The organism is Bacillus sp. AFS031507, assembly GCF_002584635.1.
In the GTDB taxonomy this organism is placed as follows: Bacteria; Bacillota; Bacilli; order Bacillales; family Cytobacillaceae; genus Neobacillus.
Genome location: NZ_NUOW01000020.1, coordinates 1 through 26,976 on the forward strand (window position 1 = coordinate 1; position 26,976 = coordinate 26,976).

At 37.5% G+C, this 26,976-nt stretch carries 25 protein-coding genes; 9 read left to right on the top strand and 16 right to left on the bottom strand.

Translation table 11 applies throughout. The features are described 5' to 3' along the window. The 3 genes from COE25_RS18425 to COE25_RS18435 form a co-directional block, all read right to left on the bottom strand. On the bottom strand, window positions 1-315 hold a 315-nt coding region (locus COE25_RS18425), incomplete at its 3' end, for a DoxX family protein (RefSeq protein ID WP_098933636.1). Between the two features lie 64 nt (window positions 316-379). After that, a complete protein-coding gene (locus tag COE25_RS18430; protein WP_098933637.1) occupies window positions 380-802 on the bottom strand; it encodes a MarR family winged helix-turn-helix transcriptional regulator in 423 nt (140 codons plus the stop codon). A 345-nt stretch (window positions 803-1,147) separates the two neighbouring features. After that, window positions 1,148-1,810, bottom strand: a complete 663-nt coding sequence (locus COE25_RS18435) for a GGDEF domain-containing protein (RefSeq protein WP_180247541.1) — start codon at window positions 1,808-1,810, stop codon at window positions 1,148-1,150. 238 nt (window positions 1,811-2,048) lie between these two features. On the opposite strand from COE25_RS18435, the gene COE25_RS18440 reads away from it, so the two are divergent. Next, window positions 2,049-3,071 (top strand): DUF3231 family protein, encoded by a 1,023-nt coding sequence (locus tag COE25_RS18440; RefSeq protein ID WP_098933639.1) that lies wholly within the window; start codon window positions 2,049-2,051, stop codon window positions 3,069-3,071. Window positions 3,072-3,160: 89 nt separating this feature from the next. Here COE25_RS18440 and COE25_RS18445 read toward each other — a convergent pair whose 3' ends face one another. From COE25_RS18445 to COE25_RS18455, 3 genes are all read right to left on the bottom strand, one after another. Next, the gene (locus COE25_RS18445; protein ID WP_098933640.1) at window positions 3,161-4,408 is read right to left on the bottom strand and encodes an L-lactate MFS transporter; all 1,248 of its coding nucleotides are present in this window, start codon (window positions 4,406-4,408) and stop codon (window positions 3,161-3,163) included. A 148-nt stretch (window positions 4,409-4,556) separates the two neighbouring features. Continuing rightward, entirely contained in the window at window positions 4,557-5,336 is a 780-nt protein-coding gene (locus COE25_RS18450) for a LytR/AlgR family response regulator transcription factor (RefSeq protein WP_098933641.1), read from the bottom strand. After that, window positions 5,333-6,994 carry a sensor histidine kinase gene (locus COE25_RS18455; protein ID WP_098933642.1) on the bottom strand — a complete coding sequence of 554 codons (1,662 nt, stop codon included), beginning with the start codon at window positions 6,992-6,994 and terminating at the stop codon, window positions 5,333-5,335. The genes COE25_RS18450 and COE25_RS18455 overlap by 4 nt, the downstream gene beginning before the upstream one ends. A 203-nt stretch (window positions 6,995-7,197) precedes the next feature. Here COE25_RS18455 and COE25_RS18465 point away from each other — a divergent pair, with 203 nt between their 5' ends. The 4 genes from COE25_RS18465 (at window position 7,198) to acpP (ending at window position 11,289) form a co-directional block, all read left to right on the top strand. Beyond that, the gene (locus COE25_RS18465; RefSeq protein ID WP_098933643.1) at window positions 7,198-8,742 is read left to right on the top strand and encodes a spore germination protein; all 1,545 of its coding nucleotides are present in this window, start codon (window positions 7,198-7,200) and stop codon (window positions 8,740-8,742) included. After that, window positions 8,723-9,823: a GerAB/ArcD/ProY family transporter gene (locus COE25_RS18470; RefSeq protein WP_098933644.1), complete on the top strand. Its 1,101-nt coding sequence runs from the start codon at window positions 8,723-8,725 to the stop codon at window positions 9,821-9,823. Before COE25_RS18465 ends, COE25_RS18470 begins: the two co-directional genes overlap by 20 nt. Beyond that, on the top strand, window positions 9,820-10,929 hold the full coding sequence (locus tag COE25_RS18475) for a Ger(x)C family spore germination protein (protein WP_098933645.1): 1,110 nt from the start codon (window positions 9,820-9,822) through the stop codon (window positions 10,927-10,929). The genes COE25_RS18470 and COE25_RS18475 overlap by 4 nt, the downstream gene beginning before the upstream one ends. Window positions 10,930-11,058: 129 nt before the next feature. Next, window positions 11,059-11,289: an acyl carrier protein gene (gene acpP, locus COE25_RS18480; protein WP_098933646.1), complete on the top strand. Its 231-nt coding sequence runs from the start codon at window positions 11,059-11,061 to the stop codon at window positions 11,287-11,289. 135 nt (window positions 11,290-11,424) lie between these two features. On the opposite strand, the gene COE25_RS18485 is transcribed toward acpP, so the two are convergent. The 4 genes from COE25_RS18485 to gdhA all read right to left on the bottom strand — a co-directional run bounded on the left by COE25_RS18485 (window position 11,425) and on the right by gdhA (window position 14,969). Further along, window positions 11,425-11,838 carry a VOC family protein gene (locus COE25_RS18485; RefSeq protein ID WP_098933647.1) on the bottom strand — a complete coding sequence of 138 codons (414 nt, stop codon included), beginning with the start codon at window positions 11,836-11,838 and terminating at the stop codon, window positions 11,425-11,427. Between the two features lie 140 nt (window positions 11,839-11,978). Beyond that, complete coding sequence (locus COE25_RS18490) at window positions 11,979-12,464, bottom strand: nitroreductase family protein (protein WP_088087621.1); 486 nt, start codon at window positions 12,462-12,464, stop codon at window positions 11,979-11,981. Between the two features lie 98 nt (window positions 12,465-12,562). Next, window positions 12,563-13,282 carry a PadR family transcriptional regulator gene (locus COE25_RS18495; protein WP_098933648.1) on the bottom strand — a complete coding sequence of 240 codons (720 nt, stop codon included), beginning with the start codon at window positions 13,280-13,282 and terminating at the stop codon, window positions 12,563-12,565. A 304-nt stretch (window positions 13,283-13,586) separates the two neighbouring features. Continuing rightward, on the bottom strand, window positions 13,587-14,969 hold the full coding sequence (gdhA, locus tag COE25_RS18500; RefSeq protein WP_098933649.1) for an NADP-specific glutamate dehydrogenase: 1,383 nt from the start codon (window positions 14,967-14,969) through the stop codon (window positions 13,587-13,589). Between the two features lie 148 nt (window positions 14,970-15,117). On the opposite strand from gdhA, the gene gltC reads away from it, so the two are divergent. Then, the gene (gene gltC, locus COE25_RS18505; RefSeq protein WP_098933650.1) at window positions 15,118-16,029 is read left to right on the top strand and encodes a glutamate biosynthesis transcriptional regulator GltC; all 912 of its coding nucleotides are present in this window, start codon (window positions 15,118-15,120) and stop codon (window positions 16,027-16,029) included. 152 nt (window positions 16,030-16,181) lie between these two features. On the opposite strand, the gene COE25_RS18510 is transcribed toward gltC, so the two are convergent. Both COE25_RS18510 and COE25_RS18515 read right to left on the bottom strand, forming a co-directional pair. Next, on the bottom strand, window positions 16,182-16,544 hold the full coding sequence (locus COE25_RS18510; protein ID WP_098933651.1) for a group I truncated hemoglobin: 363 nt from the start codon (window positions 16,542-16,544) through the stop codon (window positions 16,182-16,184). 109 nt (window positions 16,545-16,653) lie between these two features. After that, window positions 16,654-17,904 carry an ATP-binding protein gene (locus COE25_RS18515; protein ID WP_098933652.1) on the bottom strand — a complete coding sequence of 417 codons (1,251 nt, stop codon included), beginning with the start codon at window positions 17,902-17,904 and terminating at the stop codon, window positions 16,654-16,656. A 437-nt stretch (window positions 17,905-18,341) separates the two neighbouring features. Here COE25_RS18515 and COE25_RS18520 point away from each other — a divergent pair, with 437 nt between their 5' ends. Next, window positions 18,342-19,529 (top strand): YsnF/AvaK domain-containing protein, encoded by a 1,188-nt coding sequence (locus COE25_RS18520; RefSeq protein ID WP_098933653.1) that lies wholly within the window; start codon window positions 18,342-18,344, stop codon window positions 19,527-19,529. Window positions 19,530-19,768: 239 nt separating this feature from the next. Here COE25_RS18520 and COE25_RS18525 read toward each other — a convergent pair whose 3' ends face one another. From COE25_RS18525 to COE25_RS18540, 4 genes are all read right to left on the bottom strand, one after another. Then, window positions 19,769-20,575, bottom strand: coding sequence for a hypothetical protein (locus tag COE25_RS18525; protein WP_098933654.1), 807 nt, complete (start codon window positions 20,573-20,575; stop codon window positions 19,769-19,771). A 231-nt stretch (window positions 20,576-20,806) separates the two neighbouring features. Next, window positions 20,807-22,501, bottom strand: coding sequence for a sigma-54 interaction domain-containing protein (locus COE25_RS18530; protein WP_098933655.1), 1,695 nt, complete (start codon window positions 22,499-22,501; stop codon window positions 20,807-20,809). 217 nt (window positions 22,502-22,718) lie between these two features. Continuing rightward, a complete protein-coding gene (gene pruA, locus COE25_RS18535) occupies window positions 22,719-24,287 on the bottom strand; it encodes an L-glutamate gamma-semialdehyde dehydrogenase (protein WP_098933656.1) in 1,569 nt (522 codons plus the stop codon). A gap of 30 nt (window positions 24,288-24,317) precedes the next feature. Next, window positions 24,318-25,232, bottom strand: a complete 915-nt coding sequence (locus COE25_RS18540) for a proline dehydrogenase family protein (protein ID WP_098933657.1) — start codon at window positions 25,230-25,232, stop codon at window positions 24,318-24,320. Between the two features lie 375 nt (window positions 25,233-25,607). Between COE25_RS18540 and COE25_RS18545 the strand changes: the two genes are divergently transcribed. Further along, window positions 25,608-26,036 carry a hypothetical protein gene (locus COE25_RS18545; protein WP_088087610.1) on the top strand — a complete coding sequence of 143 codons (429 nt, stop codon included), beginning with the start codon at window positions 25,608-25,610 and terminating at the stop codon, window positions 26,034-26,036. Window positions 26,037-26,065: 29 nt separating this feature from the next. After that, a complete protein-coding gene (locus COE25_RS18550) occupies window positions 26,066-26,941 on the top strand; it encodes a nuclease-related domain-containing protein (RefSeq protein ID WP_098933658.1) in 876 nt (291 codons plus the stop codon). The last annotated feature ends 35 nt before the right edge of the window (window positions 26,942-26,976 follow it).

Here is a 26,976-nt window from a genome sequence, read left to right on the forward strand (position 1 = left end):
TTCATATCCATTTGCTGTTGACCATAATCCGTTTGGAGCATGGACTTTTACAATAGCCATTACCATAGTCCCTGCAATCATAATTCCTGCAAGTGGCGTTAATAGTCCTAAAGCAAATAAAAGTCCCCCAATAAGTTCCGCTAATCCTGCGAAAAGAGCCATGGTTACTCCTGGTTTCATGCCTATGGATTCAAACCATCCACCGGTTCCTTTCAATCCATAGCCACCGAACCAGCCAAATAATTTTTGAGCACCGTGACCCACAAATAGTAAACCAATTACCAAACGAATGATTAATAAACCAATATTTATCATCTTAAAACCCTCCTAAATGTTATTTATCTCGAATTCGAGATAATGTATTAAAAAAAATGAAAGTTTAAACTTTATTCCTTACTTTTTTCAAAAGCTGCACCAATATCTCTGCCTCATCAGAATCTAATGATTTAAACATTTGATTAATAAGCTCATGATATTTCGGCATGATTTCGTTCATCAATTCATTTCCATAATCAGTTAATGTCACATGTATCACCCGGCGATCATCTGGACAGGCATTTCGGCTTAATAAACCTTTTTGTTCTAGCTTATCTAAACAATAGGTCATTGAACCACTTGAGACCAATATGCAATTTCCAATTTGTTGAATGGTTTGTTTCCCTTTTTGATAAAGTACCTCTAAAACAGAAAAATCCGTAATACCAAGCTTGTTTTTTGTCATTTCTTCCTTTATTCGATCATGAATTGCTTTAGATGTTTGCATTAATAACAGAAAGGGCAAATTATTGCATTTCCTCTCCATTAATTCCACCTCCTTAAAAAATCTTGAATTAATTTATCTTGAATCTGAGATAATAATAATCCTTATAAATTTTTTTGTCAATAACATTTTATTATATTGAAAGAAACTGCCCCGTAAGCGGAACAAGGAAAAGAGTTGCAGCAGCAACTCTTAATTAAACACAAACTACCGTTAGTGAAAAATCATAAGAATTTGTGAAGAGTGAAAAAATTGCCTCATTGTTTATCTGAACATTTTTCACACATAATTATCATTTCTAATTGAACAACCCTCCTCGTTAGTAAAAAAGCGACTGCTCTTATTGAACAATCGCTCCAAGTAATTGAATGATATTTTTTCATAGTTTCATATTTTTTTAAGGGTAGCTTTTTTACTTAAGGTTTTTAATTTATACATATTTTTATCAGCAATCTTAATTAGACTATCCATATCTTTTCCATCATTTGGATAAATAGCAAATCCAGCCGAAACTGAAATTTTTTTTTCTGTCTTCTGGGATAGTTCTCTCAATCCGTTTTCAATCCTCTTAATCATTACTTCAGTTTCAGTTTGATCTGAGAAGGGGGAAATGATTAAAAATTCATCTCCTCCCCATCTTGCGATAATGTCACTGACGCTAGTGCTTTTTAAAAGTATAGTCGAAATATTTTCAAGTACCAGATCTCCATATTTATGGCCATATGTATCATTTATTTGTTTAAAGTCATTACAATCTAATATTAATATACTAAGTTGTTCAATTTTTTTCGCTGATGATATTAGTTTTGGGAAAATCTCCTCAATAAAACGTCTATTATAAAGCCCAGTTAAATAGTCTTTTTCGGAATAAAACTTAGCCTTATCATATTGTTTTCCCAGCCACCAGAGTATCACGGTAGTTACAATCAAAACGGTTGTATCTATGAACGTCCGAATCGAACTTTGAAGTGTTTTATAATTATAAGCAACATAAGGTATTCCAACAATTATACTAATTAAGGTTGTTACTATTCTTCCTTTGTATTTCAAGGTATGTATCACTCTTTCTTTCCGAATTAAAACCTATTTTTATAAATATTTTTTCCATAATAAATAACCTGTATATTCCCCTAATATACCACATCCTTACGCTTTTTTCTTTTATTGTCTTATTATGGTATAAGGTTAAGAATTATTCCGAAAAAGAAGTAGGCTCGACTCCTGATAGAAGGAACGTTTTAAATTTGACTAATTCCCGTCCCTTTGAACACACTAAAATTAAAAAGTCATGGAGGTTATAGATTTGATTCTAACAAACCCAATAAGTGCACCAGAGGTGGGTACACTTTGGCTTACATACATAGAAAAAACCCTTATTATGAGAATGTTGGAATACTTTATAGAGAAATCGGATGACCAAGAAGCTAGGAATATTATGGGCGGTTTGTGGCAAGAACTGAATTATTTTGTTGTGCAAATGGAAGAGATATTTACAAACCAAAAAATGGCGAAACCTGTTGGATACACAAAAGAAAACGTCAACGTAGAAGCTCCTAAGTTATTCGATAATGGATTTGATATTATGTTGGTCCGTATATTAAAAGAAGTTAGCATGGGTATGTACACCATTAATATGAATATGGCATATAACGATAAAGTTATTCAGATTTATGAGGGACTTACTTCTGTTACTCAAAAATTTTATAAATTGTCTACCCTTTATCTGCTAGAAAAAGGGATTCTTACCCTTCCCCCAAAAGTTACTATGCCAAAAACAACTGAATTTATTAGAAGTAAAAAGTACATGCAAGGATTTAAGCCTTTTGGTGACAAGAGGACTTTAAATGACATGGAGCTTGGTATTATTCACCATGGAATTGAGACAAATAATATTGGGATGCAATTGATTACTGGTTTCGCACAATGTGCAGTTAACAAAGATGTTAAACAATATTTTGTAAAAGGAATTGAACTTTGTAAGAAACAAATCAAAACATTCGAGGAAATGCTTTTAGAGAGTAATGTTCACTTCTCTGCTACATCTGGAAGCACGGTAACTACTTCTACAATGGCACCATTTTCGGATAATCTCATGATGCATTGCGTCTACCTTCTCAATGGATTTGGACTTGTAGGAGGTAGTTTTGGAACCTTTTTTAGTTTAAGAAATGATATTTCTATAAAGTTTTCATTAATTGCTAAAGATATATATTTCTACGGACAAGAAGGAATTGAAATTAAGATTAAGCATGGGTGGTTTGAAGAACCTCCACAAATGGAGGATAGGGCTCAAATAATAAAAGGTGATTGAATCAATTTGTTTTCCCACTGCTTTTTACCAGATAAAAGAAAAGGCAACGCCCCCGATTGGGTTCGCTGCCTTTTCTGTATATAGTTCTATTAACTTGCTCGTGTCTCTGGTGAAAGATTGCGAATCTCTCCATGATTCCTTTTCTTCTTCGTTTTCGGCTCGCCAAAATTTGGTGCCTTGATGGTCAATGCGATGAGTAATGAAACAATGCTCAGTACAGCAATAAGCTTAAATGTAGGTATGAAACCACCTAAGGCAGAAGCAATAAATGATCCAGAAATGGCTCCAATTCCGAAGCCCTGATAAATGATGCCGTAGTTTTTGCTCTGATTTTTCAAGCCAAAGAAATCAGCTACAATTGCAGGGAAAATCGTAATATTACCGCCAAAACAAAAGGCAATTCCAGCGACACAGATAAAGAACAAGGCATAATTAAGCTGCACAAAGCTTAATACTGTTACTGCTGCAGCTGTTACAACAAGTGTACCTGATACCACTCTTAAACGGCCCACTTTATCTGATAAGGCCCCGAGAATGATGCGCCCGCTTGTATTAAATATGGCAACCAATGCCACTGCATTACTTGCTGCTTCAATATCAAGTCCTACCAATCGAACACCAATATCCTTCACGATCCCAATCAAGAATAAACCACTCATGCACGCTGTAAAGAAAATAAAGAATAATAGGTAGGCTTGCTTTGTTTTAAGCATTTCTTTAACTGTATAATCTTTTTGGATACTGCCACCAACGGTTTGCGGCTCATGACTCATTTTTGCTTCCCGGACAAGGAATGAACCACCCACAACCAAAATCAGGACAATTACTCCCCAGTAAAAGAAGGCTTGAGACACCCCAACAGATTGGATAAGTGAACCGTTAATGAACTTGAATAACAAACTGCCCGTACCGTACGCACCAACAGAAATTCCAGAAATAAGTCCTTTTCTCTCTGGAAACCACTTAATTAAATTAGATAAGGATGTGATGTAAGCTGTGCCATCTGCTGCCCCAACGACAACCCCTACTAAAATATAAAGCATCCATAATGATGATACCTGGGAACTAAGGATTAAGCCTGCTCCCAGCACAAGACCTGCACAACCAATTACACGGCGAAGCCCCCATTTATCCTGTAGCTTCCCGGCAAATAAAGTAGAGAATGCCAAGGCGAAGCTCGTAATTGAAAAAGTAATAGCAACTGAATTTAACTTCCAATGAAAGAGTTCTACTAACGGCTGGTTAAAAAGACTCCACGTATAGATGGTACCTAAACCCATCTGTACGATAATAGTTCCTAACACAATCAGCCATCGACGATCTGTATTTGATTTCATTGTGATCTCCTCTTTTCTTCCTTATAAAAATGATCATGTTTAACATCAGAATCTTTAATTGATTTTATTTACATGATCATCATAGCATTGAAAAAAAGAGAGAAACCGTTTTCAGAATGAGATGCCTATTATTCGGAATGAATGGAGGTTATAGATGCATAATTTGTCGAAACGCTTTCACTTTGCTTCGGCTTACCGGAATTTCCGCTGTAAGATCTTTCAGACGGAGCATGTAGGTTTGATTAAACCATGGAACAATTTCAAGGATTTTGGTCAAGTTAACTGTATACGAACGGTGACAGCGAAAGAAAAGATTCTCAGGCAATAGGGAATCGAATTCCGTTATGCTCATCGGCATGGTGTACTCCTCCTTTTTGGTATACACCAATGTAACTTTTTCGTTGGCGATAGCGTAATAGATATCATTCGCATCTGTTACGATAATTTTATCGTTCTTTTTCAAATTGATTCGATTAGAAGCCTGCGTTGGGATTTCTCTTTGCTGTCCTTGAGAATTCAAATTAGATTTAAGGTTGCTATTCGGGATCGTTATTTCGACGTGATCTCGTTTAAAGGCAGATTCCAACCTGCTTAACATCCCAGCAATCCGCTTCTCGTCATAGGGCTTTAAAATATAATCAAAGGCCTCAAGTTCAAAGGCTTGCGCTGCATGCTCTTTGTAGGCAGTGGTAAAGACAATATAAGGCCTTTTTGTAAATTTACTTATGGTACTCGCTAACAACATGCCATTTAAGGAAGGAATATTAATATCAAGAAAGATTACATCTGTTTCATGCTCCTGCAAAAATTTTAAAACATCTAAGCCATCATCAAAGAAATGGGTCACTTCAATTTCACTATAGGCTTCCACTAAATACTCCAGTTCTTCACGAGCTGGAACTTCATCTTCCACAATAATCGCTCTCATAGGTTCTCCTTTACGATATCAAAAAAAACTTCTGTTCCTGGTGACAAGCGGTGAATGACCAATCCATGTCCATAAATGAGTTTCACTCGCTGGTGAACATTATACAAACCTATTTTGTTGGCCGGTACATCATCATGCAGCAAATGCTGAATGACATTTTCGCTAATTCCAGCCCCCGTATCCATCACACTAATTCTTATTTTATTCCCCATATCCTTAACCGCTATCGTCACCACCCCTGGGCCCTTTATCGTTAAGATCCCATGAATAATGGCATTTTCGACCAAAGGTTGGATGAGCAGGCTCGGGATATTTACATTTACTTCGTCAATATCGTATTCCACCGTTAACCGGTTGCCAAAACGCGCCTTCTCTATTTCAACGTAATCACGGACTTGCTCCAATTCTTTATGGATATTAATCAATTCATCACTAATTTCTAAAGTGTAACGCATATAGCCAGAAAGATTAATAATCAACTCACGTGCCTTGTCCGGATTTCTGCGTGTGGTGGAGGCAATTGCATTTAGGGCATTAAATAAAAAGTGCGGATTAATCTTCGTTTGGAGAGCCTTCAGCTCCGCCTTGTTCGCCCCTTCCCTAATCTGTTCAATCCGGGAAACCTCCATAAGTGTGGAGATGATTTGCGATAGTCCGATGGCCATCGTTTGCAGCGAATAGGTCATTTTATAGGCTTTGCGGTAATAGATCTTAAGTGTTCCCGTCACCTCGCCATGCTCCTCAAAGGGAACAATGAGCAGGGAGTGAATTTGGGGTGTATGGTGATCGGCCACTTGATTCCGAATGATGAATTTCCCGCTGTGAATCGCCTCTTTTGTCAAATCACTAATGATTTCCTGCCCGATTACATATCGTTCTTCTCCAAAGCCAACATAAGCAAGCACATTATGCGTATCTGTAATCGCAACCGCGTCGGCCTTGATATCATTTTTTATAATACGGCAAATCTTCTTCAAAGAATCAAAATTAACAGATCGAAAATAAGGCAGTGTCTTGTTTGCAATATCTAAGGCTAACTTTGCCTGTCTCGCTGCAATCAATTCCTTCTCACCTTCGACGCTCATCACAAGCAATACAATTAGGCCAATGTTTACCTCTCCTACAATCATCGGAAAAGCGATTTTAGAAACAATGTCCAAACCTAGTTCAAATGGATTCGCCATCGCAAGAATCAGCACCATCGTCAATATTTCGGACAACATGCCGGCAACTATTCCATAAACCCAGCGTAAGGACCTCTTCACTCTTCGGTTAATATAACCCGAAACAATTCCCGCTAAAATGCTTGTAATGAGACATGGGATCGAAGTGGGTCCACCAATATCTATTAAATATCGATGGACTCCTGAAACAATACCGGTAATAATTCCTACCCAGGGGCCAAACAAGATTCCCCCCGAAACGACAGCAATAATCCTGACATTCACAAGTGACCCTTCCACATGAATCCCTGAATATGTACCAAATATAGCAAATAAGCAAAACACAAGGGTAATGACGACACGTTCGGTTGGAGAATGGTGGTCTTTTTGAAGCGATTCCTTAAATCTCGGGATCCGTATCATAAAGAACAGGCAAATCAAGAGCAAGGCAGCTCGTTCGAATAAATGGATCAGCATTTCTAATGATGTATTCATCTAAAGTTCCTTTCTTTTTATATCAAATCTTTTGTCTATTTGATTATCATTTACTTCACAACTAATCATACTACCAAAACCTATATCATCAACCAAAGTGTTTTTAGCATTGACTTCATTATTATTAACTAGAACAAGCAAATACATAGTTATACCATATATTGGGGATGATAATGGAAACATTTTGATAATGGAGTAAAAAAATGAAATTCATTTACCCTGCTTTAAAAAAGTTCATGAAAAAGGATATCCAACCAATTGCTTCAAATCAGGACTCTATATTCTTTAAGGACGTTTTCCATACCATCGATGAAAATATTTCTTTTTTTAAACATACATTTTCCGATTCAGCTGATTTAATGATTAAGGAATTAAATGAAAGAAATAATCGGGGAATTTTGATTTTCTTAGATACGATGGCAGATAAGGATAAGATTCAAAGAGATATTGTAAAACCCATGATGGAATCGGAGTGTACCCCGTTCGCAAGTGTACTTTATTCTAACTTTCTTAAATCAGATAACTTATTCAAAGCTCAAGAAGCACTCTTGAATGGATCCTGTATCCTGTTCTTGGATGGTGTCAAAGAGTTCTACATGGTGGAAGTTGGCCTCTCCAAAGAGAGGACCATTATAGAACCTAGTAATGAACAAGTCATTCAGGGGTCTCATGAAGGTTTTATCGAAAATATTTCAACCAATCTTCATTTAATTAGGAAATCTTGTAGAACTGCAAACCTTACCATGGAACATATAACAGTGGGTGACCAGATTCAATCCAAAATAGCTATGGTTTATATGAAAGACCTTGCCAATAATGAAATGGTCACCGAATTTAAACGGAGGGTCCATCATATTTCAATGGATTATATCCCCAGTACTGGAGCTCTTCAGGAATTGATCGAAGATTCCACCTGGTCACCCTTTCCTCAGGTTTTAAGTACAGAGAGAGTAGATCGTGTTGTAAGTCATCTGAATGAAGGACGAGTGGCGGTGTTGATGGAAGGGTCTCCTGCTTGTTTAATTATTCCCGTCACTTTTTTTGCCTTTTTCCATTCACCTGATGATTATAATTCACGCTGGATGATCGGAACCTTTATCCGTTCCATGAGGCTCGTAAGCATTTTCATTGCGGTCAATTTGCCTGCTATTTATATTGCGGTGATTGGTTTTCATTTTGAAGTACTGCCGGATGATTTAGTTCTCCCTGTTGTAAGTTCAATCAAAAATATACCTTTTCCTCCGTTAATTGAAGCACTTGTCATGGAGTTGACCATTGAACTGATTCGTGAAGCGGGGGTACGCCTTCCATCAAGGATTGGACAAACCATCGGTATTGTCGGAGGTTTGGTTATTGGTGATGCAGTTGTCCGTGCAGGCCTCATTTCGAATACCATGATTGTGGTTGTGGCGATTACAGCTATTGCAGCCTACAGCATCCCGACCACAGAAATGAGTGATGCCGTACGATTTTTGCGTTTTCCCCATATGATTTTGGCATCAACCTTTGGATTTGTAGGGATTACCTTTGGGTTTATGTTTACTTTAGCTCATTTATGCAGGTTAGAATCATTTGGCACAGCCTACTTTGCACCTTGGGCACCATTTCGATTAAAAGACATTAAAGATACGTTTATCCGTTTGCCCCTATGGAAATTTAATTCACGTCCGCTTGATTCAAAACCGAACACCCTTAAAAAGCAATCTTTGGCAAGGGGATGGGATAGTAATGAAACAAAACAAGAATAGAATTACGAACAAACAGCTTGTCTTTATGATTATCCAGGCCCAAATTGGTGTAGGAATATTATCGTTGCCCCATGATGTGGCATTATTAGCCAAACAGGATGGCTGGATTTCCACTCTACTAGCAGGAGTCATCTCGCAGGCGATTATTTTTGCCTTTTGGGGACTAAGCAGAAGATTTCCTTCGTCATCTTTGTACGAAATACTTCCAAAATTACTGGGGAAATTTGTCGGGAAGCTATTCATTCTCAGTTATGCACTCTATTTTATGGTAACAGGGAGCTTAGTTTTAGCAAGATATAGTGATATCCTCGATAAATGGATCTTACCGCGTACCCCTAATTGGATTACAATGGTTTTAATCCTCATCACCTGCATTTACATCGTCAGTGCAGGATTAACCAGTATTGCGAGATTTTATGTATTGGTATCCCCCATTCTGTTTGTATTATTAATGTTGATTGTGTATGCAATGAAGGATGCGAACTTCCTGTATATCTTTCCAGTAGGGGACCATAGCATTCTAACGATATTGAAAGGTTCAAAAGAAGCTGCTTTCTCTATGTTGGGCTTTGAACTGTTTCTTTTTATCCATCCCTATGTGCAAGCTTCCGGAAAAGAGAAGCTGATCGCTATCACAACAGCGAACATTTTTGTCACCTTCTTTTATACCTTTTTGGTGTTTGCAGCCCTTGTCTATTTCGAACCCAATTTAGATATCGGACTGACTCCAGAGCCATTATTATATATGATTAAAGCCTATTCGTTTCAGGTTATCGAAAGGACGGATTTATTTTTCTTATCGCTCTGGCTTGTAGTTGTTGCAACTTCGATTGCGAACTGGCTATTATTATCTGCAATGGGGTTGGCCAGCCTTTTTAGAAAAAAACACTATGCCCGCTTCCTGCCTATTGTTGCAGGATTCTATTTAATTTTGGCTCTTCTTCCTGATCAAGGAAGAGACTTTGAAAATTTTAATCACTTTCTTGGGCCGACGCACTATATTTTCATCGGCATCATACCTGTACTTTTACTTATTCTCTCGTGGGTTTTATCGAAAAAAGAAGTGGTGAATAAGCCATGAAAAGCAAAAAGCCTATCCTTGTACTTCTATGTTTATTACTTACTGGATGCTGGGACCAGCACCTGATGAAAAATGCAGTATTGGTACAGATATTAAGTTATGATTTAGCAGATAACGACGAAATGTTATTAGGGGTTTCCATTCCCATAGTCGAGGAGTCCTCCGAGGGACCGCAAGCTAGGGTAAAAAGTGAAACACTTTCTGCAAAAGGTCATACACCAAGGGATTGTCGGCTTAAAATCGATCGAGAAGTATCTGGAATATTAGATTCATCTAAAAATAAACTGATTTTGTTCGGCGAGCGGATGGCGGCTGCAGGTATTTATCCACCATTAGATGTCATTTGGAGAGATCCGCGCAATTCGCTTGGGGCGACACTAGGGGTAGTGGCCGGTGAAGCGGTGAACCTGCTTGAAATTAATCCAAAACATGAGCCAAACGTTAGCGAATATATTCAAGAAGCTCTTACTAGCGCAGAAGAAAACTCGATCGTTCCGATTCAAACCATCCAGACACTAGCCTCAGAAATGATTGATCCGGGAGAAGATATCGTCCTCCCTTATCTTAAAATGAATAAAAAGAAAAGCGCAGTAGTGGTCGGCCTAGCCCTAATGAATGAAAAAAAATATTCGGGAAGTTTATCGCCGCAAGATTCATGCCTCCTTCTTTTATTGAATAACAAAAAAGGAAAATACGCACGATTTACAAAACGAGTGAATAAAAAAGAGCAGCAGAAAATAAAAAATTATATTTCATATAATGTCAACAATATGAAAAGAAAATTAAAAGTTCATGTAAAAAATGGAGAGGTTTCTGTTCAATTAAACCTACATTTAAAGATAAACGTAGAAGAATATCCCAAAGGGGATGTTCCAAAAGATATAGAACGACTAAACAAGGTTTTATCAAAGGAGCTTACAGAAGACGCGAAACAGGTTATAACAAATTTACAGCAGGCGAATTGTGATGTATTTGGAATTGGGAGGAGATTGATCGCGTTTCACCCCAATACTTGGAAAATACTAGATAAGAAGGATTATTTTAAAAATATAAAGATTCAAACGAATGTAAAAGTCGAAATCATCAAACAAGGTATTGTCTTGTAATGTTTAAGTAATCAACCATGAACACTAAGAAAGGGAGATGTTCGCCGGATATTGGCAATACTTTTATGTTTTCCGTTCCGATATTGGTTGTTATAATGGAGGTTATGAAATACTTAGGGGGATGGCACAATGACCACATTTGAAAAGTTAAAACCTATTATCGCAGACCAACTGGGAGTGAAAATGGAGTATATTAAACCGGAAGCATCATTCAAAGATGACTTCGAAGCTGATTCACTTGATATGGTGAACCTGACGATGGAAATTGAAGATGAATTCGCTATCGAAATTAGTGACAAAGTTGCAGCGACGCTTCAAACGGTGGGAGATGTCGTAAACTATATTGAAAATTTTCGTTAACAAATAAGTAAAGGCGGATGACCCAACGCAGGCGGACATTTGAACGCAGTTGGACGTATCGCAGAAGGCATCCGCTACAATCGATATTACATAAATGCTCTTATCGCCGCAGAATATTTCCCTTATAATCCTATCTCATTCTTTCGGCATTTTGCTCATATCCATATACAACACATTCCACCGATGACCATCCAAATCTGTAAAACCGCAGCCGTACATCCATCCTTGGCTCTCTGAAGGCTTTCCAAATATTTTACCGCCAGCCTCTTCTGCATTCTTTGCCATTACATCTACTTCTTCTCTGCTGTCGGCATCCACGTATAGCAATACTTCCGTAGCTTGCTTTGTATCAACAATTACCTGTCTGGTAAAGTTTTCGAAAGTAGACTCTGGAAATAGCATAACCGTAGCATTATGATCCCCGATGATCAATTGTGCTTGGTCGCTATTGCCATGTTGCTCATTAACAATAAATCCTACTTTGCTATAAAACTCTTTTGATTTATTGATGTCTTTTACCGGCAAGTTAATCCAAAATTGTTTTGGCATTGTTATTTCTCCTTTTTTACTATTCATTCGATTGGCATGGCTATTCGAAAATTTTGGATTGGTGTTTATACCGCACTTATTTTTACTTCTAAATCAATTGTAATTATACCATATTATGTAAAACTCGTAATTTTCCTTTTTTAAGAAAGGTACTTTATTTTTTCTTGAATAGGAGTCCTTTCTTTTGGTTCATTGATTTCTTCTGGGTACCCTACACCAAAGATCCCAATCACATCATACCCATCCGGAACACCTAGAATTTCACGGTTTTTCGGAGCAGCCCCCATGGATGACCAGAATGTTCCAACCCCTTCTGCCCAAGCGGCTAGATTAAAATTTTGTACAAAGCAGGCTGTAGCATGTGCGTTTTCTACTTTTTCAATTTCATTGGCACCGTGTTTGGATAAAATGGCAAGTACAACAGGTGCATGGAAGAAATTGGTTTTGTGGTTTAACTTTTCTCTTGTCTCCACACCAACCATGTACACTTCCCATGGTTCAGTCATTTTATGATTGGGAGCCATTGAGCCGGCTTCCAGCCATTTGCTGATTTGCTCTATAGTGACCGGATCTGATTTGAAATTTTTTATATTACGTCGAGAATAGATAATATCGATGATATCCAAGAAAATTCCTCCTATTTGTTCTAATCTTTTCCCTAAATCTGTCCTGTACCTTGTAGCGCGGAAAACCTTCTACATGGGTATTCGTTTGATATGTTTTCTCAGTTCTTGTTTGACCACTGAATCAAGTGAGCCCTTCCGCTCTTAATGATTTCGGCAAGTTCTGGTGCAAGTGAAGGCTCGTGCAATACTTTACTTACTGCGTATTGAAACTCCAATTGAAATTTATCCATCTCTTCGCGCAGTAATCCAGCTTCCTTCGATTGCTTCCACAATAAATGAAGGCGCCATTCCTCCCAAAACACCTGATCCTCATCGTGAACCGTCTCTGACAGAAATTCCAAGCCATCAGGAGTTAACGTACATACTTTTTTATCTGTTTGTTCATCAATTGAGATCAAACCTCTTTCGGATAAATCCTGCAAAGCTGGATAAATTGTTCCTGCACTCGGAGAATACACACCTTTACTCCGCTCTTCCAGCAGCTTCATCACTTCATAGCCATGTCGCGGCTCCTCCTTAAGCAGCTGAAGGACTGCTATTTGAATAAGTCCCCTTCGTGTTCCAGGCTTCTTTTTTCCTGGCTTCCTATGATGAGATTTTTTTTCGTATAAGTGGCGTGCTTGGTTTAAGCCTTTTTCTGTAATTGAAAGCATCCCTTTTCTATTTACAACCATTTCTTCGTTAAGCAAATACTCAATGATTGTATCGAAATTAGAGATTTCCTCACTTAGTGCCCCAAGCAAGTCTTCCCTACTTATATCCTTACGACTCACAAATGTAAGGATTGTTAGAATGTCTTGTTTTTTTATACCTGACATGCCAGCCCTCCATTCTTTCACTATTACGATAAATTTTAATCGATATACATAGATAAAGCAATAGATATATCGATTATTTTTTTCGATATAATAATTACCTATCTTTTCACATTTTCCTAATATGTTCTCAGTTTGTTCAATTAACAAAAATTCAAACGACTATTGCTTCCACGTTACTTAAAAAGATAAGTAGACGATTGATAGAAAAGAAAAAACAACGATGAAAGGCCACCAATCTGTGACCTTTTATCGTTGTTTTGAACGGTATCAATATTCTATTATTATCATAACAAGATAGAATATTTTATATAACACCCTGTTCGATCATGGCATTAGCTACTTTTACGAATCCAGCTATATTAGCACCGACAACAAGATTTCCTCGAGCATCATAATCTTCTGATGCCTTCATACTCTTACAATAAATATCTTTCATGATGCCTTGTAATTTCAGGTCCACTTCTTCTTGTGTCCAAGACAGCCTTGCACTATTTTGCGCCATTTCTAACGCGGAGACTGCAACCCCGCCTGCATTTGCTGCTTTGGCAGGTGCAAATAAAACATGATGATACAAATAGGTATCGATGGCTTCTAGAGTAGAAGGCATATTTGCACCTTCGCCCACTGCCTTTACCCCATTTGAAACTAACAATTCTGCCGCTTCCTTATCTACCTCATTTTGCGTTGCACACGGTAAAGCAATATCGCACGGGATCGCCCAGATGCCTGAACACCCTTCTTGATAGATAGCATCTGGATGTTCTTTGACATATTCAATCATTCTTTTATTCTCTACTTCTTTTAAACGTTTAACCGTATCTAAGTTAATTCCATTTCGATCATAAACATAGCCGTTTGAATCGCTGCATGCTACCACTTTTGCACCAAACTGCATCGCTTTTTCCATTGCATAAATCGAAACATTTCCTGAACCAGATACCACAACGGTACTTCCTTGAAAGCTTAATCCCTGACGTTTCAGCATTTCTTCTACAAAATAAACCAATCCATATCCTGTCGCTTCTTTCCGGCCTAAGCTTCCTCCATAACCTATGCCTTTTCCAGTTAGCACACCTGCTTCATAAGCACCTTTTAATTTTTTATATTGCCCGAACATATAACCGATCTCTCTTGCCCCTACTCCTATATCCCCAGCGGGAACATCGATATCCGGCCCGATATGTCTGCTAAGCTCTGTCATAAAGCTCTGACAAAAGCGCATAATTTCTAAATCAGATTTACCTTTTGGATCAAAGTCGGAACCGCCTTTTCCACCGCCTATTGGCTGACCTGTTAATGAGTTTTTGAAGATTTGCTCAAACCCGAGAAACTTGATAATACTTGCGTTAACAGACGGGTGAAATCTTAGTCCCCCCTTATAAGGTCCAATCGCGCTACTAAACTGGACACGATATCCACGATTCACTTTTACATTCCCTTTATCATCTACCCATGGAACCCGAAAGGTAATCATTCGCTCTGGTTCGACCATTCTTTCTAGAACGGCCTGTTTGATATATATCGGATTTTTCACAAGGACAGGTACTAAAGAATCAAGTACTTCTTTAACCGCCTGTTGGAACTCCCATTCATTTGGATTACGCATTTGAACACTTTCAAATAAACGATTTACGTAATCTTTCACGATTTGCGTTTGATTTTCTTCTACTTTGTCCAGCATTTTCATAATGTTCGCCCCTAAAAATTTATTAAATACAGTGAAAAATTACTTTTCTTAAATGTATTTTCATTTTATAATTTTATAATTAATAGTTTCAATCTTAATTTCCGATGAAATTAATGCATTTAACGCATGAATCTGGAGTGATTAAAAAATGGAGACGAGGCAAATTCAATATTTCCTAGAAGTGGCTAAAAGAGAGCATGTAACAGAGGCAGCAGATGTCTTACATGTTGCCCAGTCTTCCGTTAGCAGGCAAATCTTCAATTTAGAAGACGAATTAGGTGTGAAACTTTTTATTCGTGAGGGAAGAAGCGTAAAGTTAACCCCAATAGGAAGAATTTTTTATGATCGTATGAAACACGTGTGGTATTTGATGGAGGATGCAAAGAGAGAAGTAGAAGAAAATTTAAATCCGGAAAAAGGAACCGTTCGAATTGCGTTCCCTATTAGCATGGCCGCCCATACATTGCCTTCCATCATTTATGCTTTTCGCACTCGGTACCCGGATGCGAAATTTCAAATGAGCAATGCCCTTTATTATGATTTAATTGATGGTGTGGTAAATGGGGAATTTAATTTGGCCATGATGGCACCCATGCCCAATCCGGAAAAAGAAAAAAAAATCAAAGGAGTTACGTTATTTACAGAAAATATCGTTGCCCTCCTCCCACTTCATCATCCATTATCTGATCGGGAATCGATTCGTTTACGGGATTTAAGAAATGACCCATTTTGTGTCCTACCTGAAGGATTTGTATTTCGCGAACAGGTTGTTCAAGCATGTAAGGATGCAGGTTTTTCACCACAAATCGCATTCGAAGGGAAAGATATTGATGCATTAAAAGGGTTAGTGTCTGCTGGCTTAGGGGTAGCATTGATGCCAGAGATGACATTGGTAGATAACACCCCGCGCTCCACCGTCGTGATTTCCATATCAGATGCGAGTCTCACACGCACAGTCGGTGTCATCTACCCGACACAACGTCAACTGCTCCCAACCGAAGCATTGTTTTATGATTTCTTACTTGAAACCTATGAAAGATTAAATGAGTTTAGAAAGTAAAAATTTCTTAAAGAACATTCTCCGGGTCGTGCCAGGCCTGGAGATTAACAATATTCTTAAGAAAGAAACGTCCAAACTTACATTGTTAAAAAGAAAAAGCTACCTTAGTGGCAGCTCGATCTTCCTTCTAGGATCCATTAGCAGAATAACAGTTATTGATACAAAATATCGTCTCTTAGTGAAGCTACTTGAGTTAAAGCTGTATCTATGTCTCTTTCATTCACTCCAAAATGAGCAAGAGCATCGTGAAGATGTTTTACAATAGCATTAAAATGGGCTGGTTGGAGATTCATTCCTTGATGAGCTTTTGCCATAGATTGACCAGAATATTGATTTGGACCGCCTAATGCAAAACTAATAAATTTTGACTGATGACGGCGTTGTTTTTCCATATCCGTTTCTTTAAAAAAATGATTAACTGTCTCATCCTTAAGTACCAACTCGGAGTAAAAATAGTCCACAACTTTTGCAATCGCTGCTTCTCCGCCAACTTTTTCATAAAGTGTTTGTTCCATATATACACTCCTATTTTGAATTTAATAGAAGTATTTTCTGCAGAAAAATTGTTACTATTCCTAATCAAAAAAAGGGATTGTGCAGCATTCTCACATTAATAGTTAATCTTTAGGATATCTGGGGTAAAAGAATAATAACTTCTGTCCCTATATCCTTTTCACTGTTCACTTGTATTTTACCATTGAAAGAATGGACAATTTGAAAACTTACCCTCATTCCAAGTCCTGTCCCACGTTCCTTTAAGGAATAAAACGGAGATCCAAGCATATCTATTTGCTTTTTTGTCATACCAATTCCTTGGTCCTTAATGATAATCTTTATATATCCATCATCTGTTGAAGTACATGTAATCCAAACCATTCCACCATTCGGCATAGACTCTATCGCATTTTTTAAAATATTAATCAATGACTGGTTCAATTTTTGAGGATTAGCATAAATCCAACAGTTATCCAAAAAATCAGTTTTAATTTCAACATTATGTTTCAGGGAGTAACCCTGAAGGATATTTACTACACGTTGTAACTGATAACCTACGTCGATTCTATCGCTATTATTTATTGTGGGTTTTCCAAAGGATAAAAAATCATTAATAATTTCATTTGCACGATCTAATTCTTCAATGGAAATTTGGATATATTCCTTCTTTTCTTTAGGCAAATCAGGCTCGTCTAGAAGTTGCAGAAAGCCACGAGTCACTTGCATCGGATTTCTAATTTCATGAGCGAAAACACTTGTTAACTCACTTATCACTCGTAATTTCTCTGAGTTCAGCATTTCTGATCGAAGCTGATGAATCTCCCTAATCGTTTCATTTAACATAGTGAAGAACCAAGTAACTACCACTACAAAGATAAGATGAATAATCGGTACTTTAAGATGATCTATGGAAAAACCTCTTAGAATACCAAAAAAAGTAAGGCCAATTAGACAGTAGTAAAAGGAAAGACCAACAGCAATTTTAATCCTTTTATCTTTATGCGAACTTGCAAATGATTTTTGAAAAAACAATATAACAGGCAATGTAAATAATAAGACAAGAAAAGTATTATAAAATCCTATACTGATTCCAGAATAAAGTCGATAAAGTATGATTAGCACTGAAAGGAAGATGCCTGGCCAAAATCCGCCGTATAAGGTCCCTAATAATAGAGGAATAATTCTTAACTCCAAACGAGCATTTTGGCCAAAGCTCACTGGAAAGGACATGCAAAATAATATTGATATGCCCCACAAAATGGACATTATTACGTTTCTATTTTTATCACTTTTTACCCTCTCCGTAATAAATGTAAAGTACGTAAAAATGGGTATTACCATAAACGTTAATTGCAGCAAAAAATCCTTTATTATACTCATTTTTGTTACCTTTCATAATCTGTTCAATACCTGATTGGTGCAGAAGATATTCATTTTCAATATGTTTGTTACTGTTCCCTACAAACATATTTCATATTATACTTTAAAGTTTTCATAATTCCCCCTATAAAATAAAAATAGTGACAATTTCTCTTTAATAGAAATCGGCACTTCGTTTATTCGTTATACGTTATCGTGTCGCTTTTGGCGGTGGTTGCGTCACATTTACGTTGGTTATTATTTTTAAATTTCGTAAAGTAGCTCTAGAAATGTGCCTATTTGACTTGTTTTTAGGTAAACTTCTTATTTTTTTTACAAAATATTATCCTTCATTTCGATTTTTACATGTTTCAAGTGGATACCTCTCGGGTAGATATACTTTAAATGCGGATGTACTTTATATTCCACATTAACTATATTTTAGGAGGTACGATAGAATGAGTATGGAAAAAAGAATCATTGGAACCTTTAATTCGGAGCAAGAAGTCTTGTATGCGATTGAAGAATTGAAACGTCAGGGGCATCGTGAAACAGATATGATGGTAGTGGCAGAAAATAGAAGTCGCATTCCATTGGTCATTTCACACACTGGAGTCATGGTAGAAGCGGATGTACAAGTGAGTACTTTAGCAGGTGTTATGATGGATAACTTTATTACCATAATGACTGCAGGAATGGGCGGAGGAAAGGTAAACACTCTATCCAACAGGCTTATTGAAAGAGGACTACCAGTATTTACGGCAAAACTGTGTGAAGAGGAAATTAATAAAGGGAAAATGATTTTGCTGGTTGATACGAATGGAACTTACGACAGCTCTGTTAATAAAGCACAATATGAGACTGAAAGATATGAGACTGAAAAAACAAACGCCGTCCAACTCCGTGAAGAACAGCTTGATATCATAAAAGAGCGTGTCCAAGTCGGCGAATTACAGCTCCATAAAGAAGTAGTTGAAGAGCAGCGAACAGTGCATGTTCCACTCATTCGAGAAGAAATATATGTAGAGCGCCGTCCTGTCATTGATGGAAAGGTTGATGGCAGCCCGTTTACTGCGGATGAAATTATTCGTATCCCCATTATGGAAGAACGGATAGAAGTAACGAAAAGACCGGTAGTCGTTGAAGAAGTAATTGTAGGCAAGCGAAAAATTCAAGAAACAAAGCAGGTACAGGATATCATTAGAAAAGAAGAAGCGCGGATTGAGCGCTCTATCCCCTCGCCAATGGAAGAAAAGAAACTGGTCACCCAATTGGCCGTTGTAGAGCAAGAAGAGGTTATTACGGAAAGTCCCAATATTTTGATTGTGGAAGGAAATCCCGATATTGCAAGCATAATGAATGAGGTTAAAAAGCAAGAAACCCGCGAAAAACGCACAGGTTCCCTCGCGGTTCAAAGTGAGAAAAACAAATCAGAATCATCTGCCAGTAAAAATGAAAAAGCGAGCGGGACGCTAACAGAATCTCCTGTTCTTAAGGAAAATGAAAGTGAAAGTGAAAGTTATGTACCGGTTTCAGCAGCTACTGTAAAAGAAGAAGTATCTCACAATAATGAAAATTCTTCCTTAGATGAGGAAAATAAAAATAATAAAAATCAAATGAAAAAAAGAAAAAATACTACTCAGTAAATAGGATTGGATAGAATATGAAATTCTTAGATACGTTAAAAAAGCTGATTTCAAATCACTAAAATGTGATCTTTTGAAGTCAGCTTTTTTTCTGAAGGATTTAAAATAGAAAACTGTAGGATTCTTACCTACAGTTTTTCCACTACTATTGATGTTTTCACAACTTAACCCATTACCTTCACCTTGTATTTATTAATCTTTTACATACCACTTGAAACACTTTCTGTAGAAATTCAACATCACATCTTTTCACATGCTCCTAATAATTTCTCAGTCTGTTCAATTAGCAAGAACATTTCATCCCAAGAATTTTGGGTATTAATATTCTGGGAATGTGCCAAGTTGTTTCTTAATTTTTCTAATTGTTTGAAATAATGGTTCCCCTTGCTTTTTGTTTCAATACCCAAACGTTCCCTTAATGGTTTCTCATTAAGGACAATGTCTCTTTTATCACAAATCTGTAGACAATCACTTAATTGGATCGCTTCATTTTGTGACTTTCTAAGAGAAAATAATTCCTCAGCTAAGCTGATTCGATTGGTATTTAAATGTGTCTTCCAGGTATCTTCAGGAAAATAATGATTAATAATCCGATAAAGGTGCATCTCTAATAATGAAATCAACCCAAATAATAACATTCGAATCGGAGGTTTCTGGAGATCGGCAAGTGTCACAACTTTTGTTACCCTATTTCCTTCTAGTATAAATATTCTATCTATCTCTTTTAAAAAAAATAACGTATCGATCAGTGGTGTTGATTCTGAGACGAGTTCCGTCGGACTAAAACTCCGATAATATTCTTCACAGGATCCTTCCTTCAATTCATTTCTAACTACATAACCAATGACGATTCCCTTATCTTCAACACCTAAAACATCATAGTCTTTTATAACCATCATCCTTCGAATCATTTCGGCATCTTCATGAAGATGACAAGTATCCATAGTTTCTGAAATACTGTTCACAGTGATGTTTTGCTCGTATAAAGAACGTAAATTTTTATAAGAACTCACCTTATCACGCTGTTGCTTTGGAATATATGACAAAGCATTACCCTCCTATATGTATGTAAATGACATTACGGCAACGATTAGACTGGCAAAAGCAATCGTAATCCTTAATGTTTCAAAAACGGTCAATCAGATCATCTGTTGAACTTAGGCTTTTTCTTAATTCAAAAATTAAACTGAGAAACTGTGTTAGGAACCCCATTCCTTCAAATATAAAGGAAAGTAAAGATTCAACAAAAAATACACCAATGTTGGTGTATTTTCCGTTTAATTTAATCCAAATTCTTTTATTTTGTTATATAATGTCCCTCTTGAAATCCCTAAAAGGTTAGCGGCTGCACTTTTATTTCCATACGTTTTCCGTAATGCTTCCTCAATCTCTAACACTTCAGAATTTATTACAACATCTACCTGTTGATCGCTTTCCCCTATTGGGCTATTCGTTTGTTTCACAATCAACTGACTCTTCATATTATCAGGCAAATGTTCATCGGTAATAACGGATTTGTCATTAAGGAGAACCAAGCGCTCCATTGTGTTTCTAAGCTCACGAATGTTTCCTGGCCAATCATAGAACACTAACTGGTTCATCGTTTCAGAAGAGATCTCCGGGACAGGCTTTTTATACTTAGAACTGAATTCTTGAATATAATTCTGGGCATGAGCAATGATATCCTCTTTTCTGGTTCTTAATGGCGGGATATCGATCGTAATAACGGATAAATGAAAATAAAGCTGCTCGTTAAAATTTCCTTGTTTCACGAGAACCTCAATCGATTCTGAGGTGGAGGTAATGATTCGTGTGGGCGAGGTAATTTTCTCAACTCCACCCACCCGGTAAAAACGATGATCGACCATATAATTTAATAGTTTCCCTTGGACCTGAAGCGGCATCTTATCAATATCTTCTATGAATAACGTACCTTCTAATGCTTGCTCGATCCGACCGATTTGTAAGGTTAGTTGTTCCGCTGTAAAGGTTTCCTTTTGAAATCCGAAAAGTTCCATTTCCAACAAGGCAGGAGGGATGACCGAACAGTTTAGGGTGATAAAAGGACCTTCGGCTTTTGTGCCGCCATAATGAATCGCTTGTGCCAGCATTTCCTTACCAGACCCAGGTTCCCCTGTTAAATGGATGGGGATATCCGCATGGGCAACCTTTTGCGCAATCTTCAAGGTTTCTTGAAATTTAGGACTCCCGCTTACCAGAGATGAAAAGGGATTGGATTTTTGAACAAGCAAGGTTGAGTTTGAATCCAATTCTTCGTTTAGCCGGATAATTTTCGTGATATTTTGTTCGGTCGCGACGCCGCCAATAATCCTATTTTCGATCATGATGGGTGAAGCGTTAATGAGAACATGCGTATCCTTATCAGGTCGATGATATTGCCCTCTTACCGGGCGTCCTTCATTTAAAATTCGGTGAAGGACAATCGATTCATCACGAAAGTGTTCCCCTATTTTTTTTCCGAGAATGTACTCTTTTTTAATCTTATAGGTTTCTTCTGCTGTAGTATTCCAATAGACGACATGTCCCGCTTGATCGACCGCTGTAACCGATTCATTAATCGTCTCCGCTAAGGTCTGAAAATAAGCAGAAACTTGGCGGTTTTCTTCTTCAAGCATTTCGATCCTCTTTTCAGCTGAAAAAACACCGATTATTCCCTTTTCGTTTTTAACTAGAACCGGTCTGCGCCAATCAACAGAGGTATCGATTTCATTGACATCAGAAATGACGGTGGATTCCAGCCAATGGAGCTGTTCAAGCCAATCAATAATGGGTATGGAGTCGTCACCTAAGGCCATCAGGCTGTTTTCATCATGAGTAATGATAAAGTAGGTTCCACCTGATACAATAACAAAATTGTACTCGTTAAGTTTCTTTTTTATTTCTAGTAATGGTATATGATAATTTACAATTGTAAAGGAGTCATCCAGTATAAATGGTGCACTTTTGAACATGCTAAAATCCTTTCAAGCTTTTTCTTCACTTTAACATAAATTCAACGGCTATTCTAGCGAACCAGCCCTTTAGGTGTGATATCGTAATAGCGCACCAGTAGGACTCTCTTAATATGAATGAACATTAATAAAAAAAGCTGAACCCGTATTTTTGTACGGGTATCAGCTTTTTCACAAAACTATTCTATAACCCCATACCCATCTTGTTAGGATGTGATTAAATTTTTCTAGATTTCAGTTTCGCTTGCGTAAACAACAGCAGGTAATCGTATCCTCCAGCTTTTGAATCGGTTCCTGACATGTTGAATCCGCCAAATGGATGGGCACCAACTAATGCACCCGTACACTTTTTATTAATATAAAGGTTTCCGCAATACATGTTTTCAAGGGCATACTGAATGCGTTCTTCATCCTGGGAATGATAAGCGCCCGTCAATCCATAGTCCGTATCATTATAGATTTCAATCGCTTCCTGCCAGTCAGCTGCTTTCGCTAGGGCAAGGACCGGGCCAAAGATTTCCTCCTGCATGATCCGGGCTTTTGGTTGAACATCCGCAATCACGGTTGGTTCAATGTAGAAGCCGTTCCCATCTGCTCTTGAGCCGCCTGTAAGCAATCGGCCTTCTGTTTTGCCAATTTCGATATAGCCCATGATTTTATCTACTGATTTTTGGTCGATTACCGGTCCAATCGCATAGTTCTCTTCAGGAAGACCCACTGTTAGATTTTTTGTTAACTCCGTTACTTTCTCAACCACTTCATCATAAACCGATGCCACAATAATCGCTCTCGAGCCCGCGGAACATTTTTGTCCTTGGAAGCCAAAAGCCGAAGCGACAATCGCCGCTGCTGCTGCATCCAAGTCGGCTGTTTCATCGACAACAACCCCGTCCTTGCCGCCCATCTCAGCAATAACACGCTTTAACCACAATTGGCCAGGCTGAACCTTTGATGCTCTTTCATAAATACGGCATCCGACAGCACGTGAGCCTGTAAAAGAGATAAACCGAGTGTTTGGATGCTCGACCAAATACTCACCCACATCGATTCCATCCCCTGGCATATAGTTGAGGACGCCTGAAGGAAGACCGACCTCTTCCATTAATTCCACAAATTTGGCTGCAATCACAGGAGTAGCATCCGCTGGTTTCAATATAACCGTATTTCCTGATACAATCGCTGCGACCGTTGTTCCCGCCATGATCGCCAATGGGAAGTTAAACGGAGAAATGATAATCCCAACACCAAGAGGAATATAAGAAATTTGATTGTCTTCCCCTTGAATTTTTACAAGCGGTTGATGAATGCTTGTCTCGCTAAGGCGTATCATTTCTCTTGCATAGAATTCCATAAAATCGATGGCTTCTGCTGTATCAGCGTCAGCTTCAGCCCAGTTTTTCCCTGATTCATAGACAAGGTAAGAAGAAAACTCGTGCTTGCGCTGTCTCATTAAATCTGCTGCTTTGAATAGATATCCCGCACGCTCAGCCGGAGCAACCTTTTTCCAGGTTTCAAAGGTTTTCAACGCTTCCTGCATCGCTTGTTCAGCTAATTCCTTGTTCCCTTTACTAACTGACCCGATGACTTCATCTACATTTCCTGGATTAATGGAAATGGTTTGTTCTTCGGTAAATAACTTTTCATTGCCGATCACGAGCGGATACTTCCTGCCTAGCTCCGTTTTCACTTTTGCCAGAGCTGCAGTCATCGGTTGCTTATTTTCTTCCAGAGAAAAATTGGTAAAAGGCTCATTTTTGTAAGGTGCTTGTTGTGTTACAGTTGTCATAATTTTCCGACTCCTTTTTATATAAAATTGCTATTTTAATAGATTTTTAAGAACAAACCAGACATTGGCGGGTCTTTCAGCCAACCGTCTCATAAAATAACCAAACCAGTCTACCCCGTAAGGCACATACACACGGACATTAAACCCTTCTTTTACTAGTTTTGCTTGAATATCCTCACAAATTCCATAGAGCATTTGAAACTCAAATTGTTCTTTAGCTATTCGGTGTTCACTGACTAGCGTTTTTGTATATTCAATCATCGCTTCATCATGGGTGGCTACCGCTGTATAGTTGCCGTTTAATAGATGCTGCTTAATAATCTTTTTAAAATTTTCATCGACCTCTTTTTTCTCCGGAAAAGCAACGGTTGGAGACTCTTTGTATGCCCCTTTTACGAGACGCAGGTTTGCATTCAGTTGATGTAAATCGGCGATATCCTGTTCTGTTCTAAAAAGGTAGGCTTGAATAACGAGTCCTACATTGTCATATTCCTTCCGAAGCTCTTTATAAATATCCAATGATACTTGACAGTGATCATAATCTTCCATATCGATTCTGACAAAATTCTGATGGAGTTTAGCCCGGTTAAGAATTTTACGCATATTCTTCATACATAACTCTCTGCTAATATCTAGGCCCAGCGATGTCATTTTAAGAGAAAGATTGGAGTTGACCCCTGCTTCAGCAATAGCATCGAGGGTTTGAACACACATGGCAGTTGATTCCTGTGCTTCTTCTTCTGTATAAACAAATTCCCCCAGGTGGTCTAAAGTGACCATTTTCCCATCACGATTCAACTTTTTCACGGAATCAATCGCTGTTTGGATGGATTCCCCCGCTACAAATCGCCCTGCTCCAAAACGCAAGCCGTATTTTTTTGCTAGTTTGTTAGCTGAGGTATTCTTCCCAAGCGATTGAAACATATTTCTCATTAATAATTCCATGCCTTCAAACCTCCTTCATAGAATGAACATTATTGTTTATTATGTAATGCCTTTATCTAATCTTATAACATATTACACAGAAGTGTCTATCTATTTTTAAAGTTTAAACACATTTGTTAACTTGTTAACCTGAATATACTCCTTGTTCAATATATTTTGAACAATATTGTAAGGAAATCAGACATAGTTTTTTATGAATGGTTTTACCTTCCATACGCCAATAAAGACAATCTATGAAAAAAGGCCCTGCAAGCGGCTATATCCCGCCACTCCATGCGATAGGAATAAAGTCTAAAGGAAAATAGATGGATTTACTTTCTACTATTATTTCTTAAAAATAAGAGTAGTAGATTTTGAAAGGTAGCGATCGAGAAAATGCTTTATATAAGAGATATTGAGGCAATAATTGAAAATACTTTGCAAGAGCACCAATTAACAATTGATTATGAAATGAACAATAAACTCCTTGCTCCTATGAGCTTTAATGTATCGACGAATACGATTAAGTTTAACTATTTACAAATTAATGGATATATTGCTAATATTAACTTTAAAATTAAAAAGACAGATGAAGATTGTGTTAAAATTATTCTATATCGTCAACTCGGTTATTATTTAGAATTTAAGAATAACAAACATGATTTAAGGGTATTAAAATATTTCGAGGATGAAGAAAAAGCACAGCTTCTAGCTAAAATAGAAAAGAATGCTTGGGATTCTGGCAGAACATTGGTACCTGAAAAATTAGTAAATTCCTATGATAAAGTCCGTGAATTAGATAAAATGCTATTAAAAAACTATTAAATATGATCTGATAGACAAGGAGAAATGAAATGACCTGGATAATTATTTCCACAGTACTAGCTGGATCTGTTGCTTGGCTTATTTTTATCGTAAAAAAGGAAAAGGCGAAACAAAAAGAAATGAGAAGCAACCATTTCCAAGAAGTAACAGCCATTAAAGAATGGCAAAAGGCTTCGATGGAAACGGCAGCAACTAAATTCGATGAGAAGGTCATGCGTTTGAACGAATCATTCCAACGTGAAATAGAAAAACTGTTGATCGAAAACGAAGTGATTCGGAAAAATTATCGAAACGGCGAGGAAATCATTACCCATCAGGTACTAGAAAATTTCAAATCAGATTTAGTTAGAAAGACACTAATCTCACCAGATGAAATGATTATTATGCCGAACATTTTTATTCCTGAGAGAAACGGTACTACGCGGCAGATCGATCACATTGTCCTTTTATCAACCGGTATATATATAATAGAAACAAAACACTGGAAAGGCCACATCGTTTTGGGATTAAAAAGAATGGGCGGCCACAAGTTTTCGTTCTTAACAGAGATAATAGATAGTGAAAAAGAGGAAACGCTCGTATTTGATAAGGATGAGTCGGGAGCTTTAACTGTGAAGACATATGAAAATCCAATTAGTCAGGTTCAGGAGACCGCCGTCATCCTATCCAATTATTTACAAGATCAAGATATTACCACATGGATCAACACCTTGGTATTCTTTAATTACGATGAAAATGAAAAAGAGGTTCACGATTGGTCGGATAACAGCATCGTAAAACGGGTTACGGATAAAGAACAGTTACAACAGTATTTTATCCATGAGCTTACCTCCAAAGATAGAATATATGGCGCTTTTCAGCTTCAAAATATAAAGCATCTGATCGAACACGCTAATTATATTTAAGTTTGCTAGAATTTAAGAGAGGTAGGATACGAGTT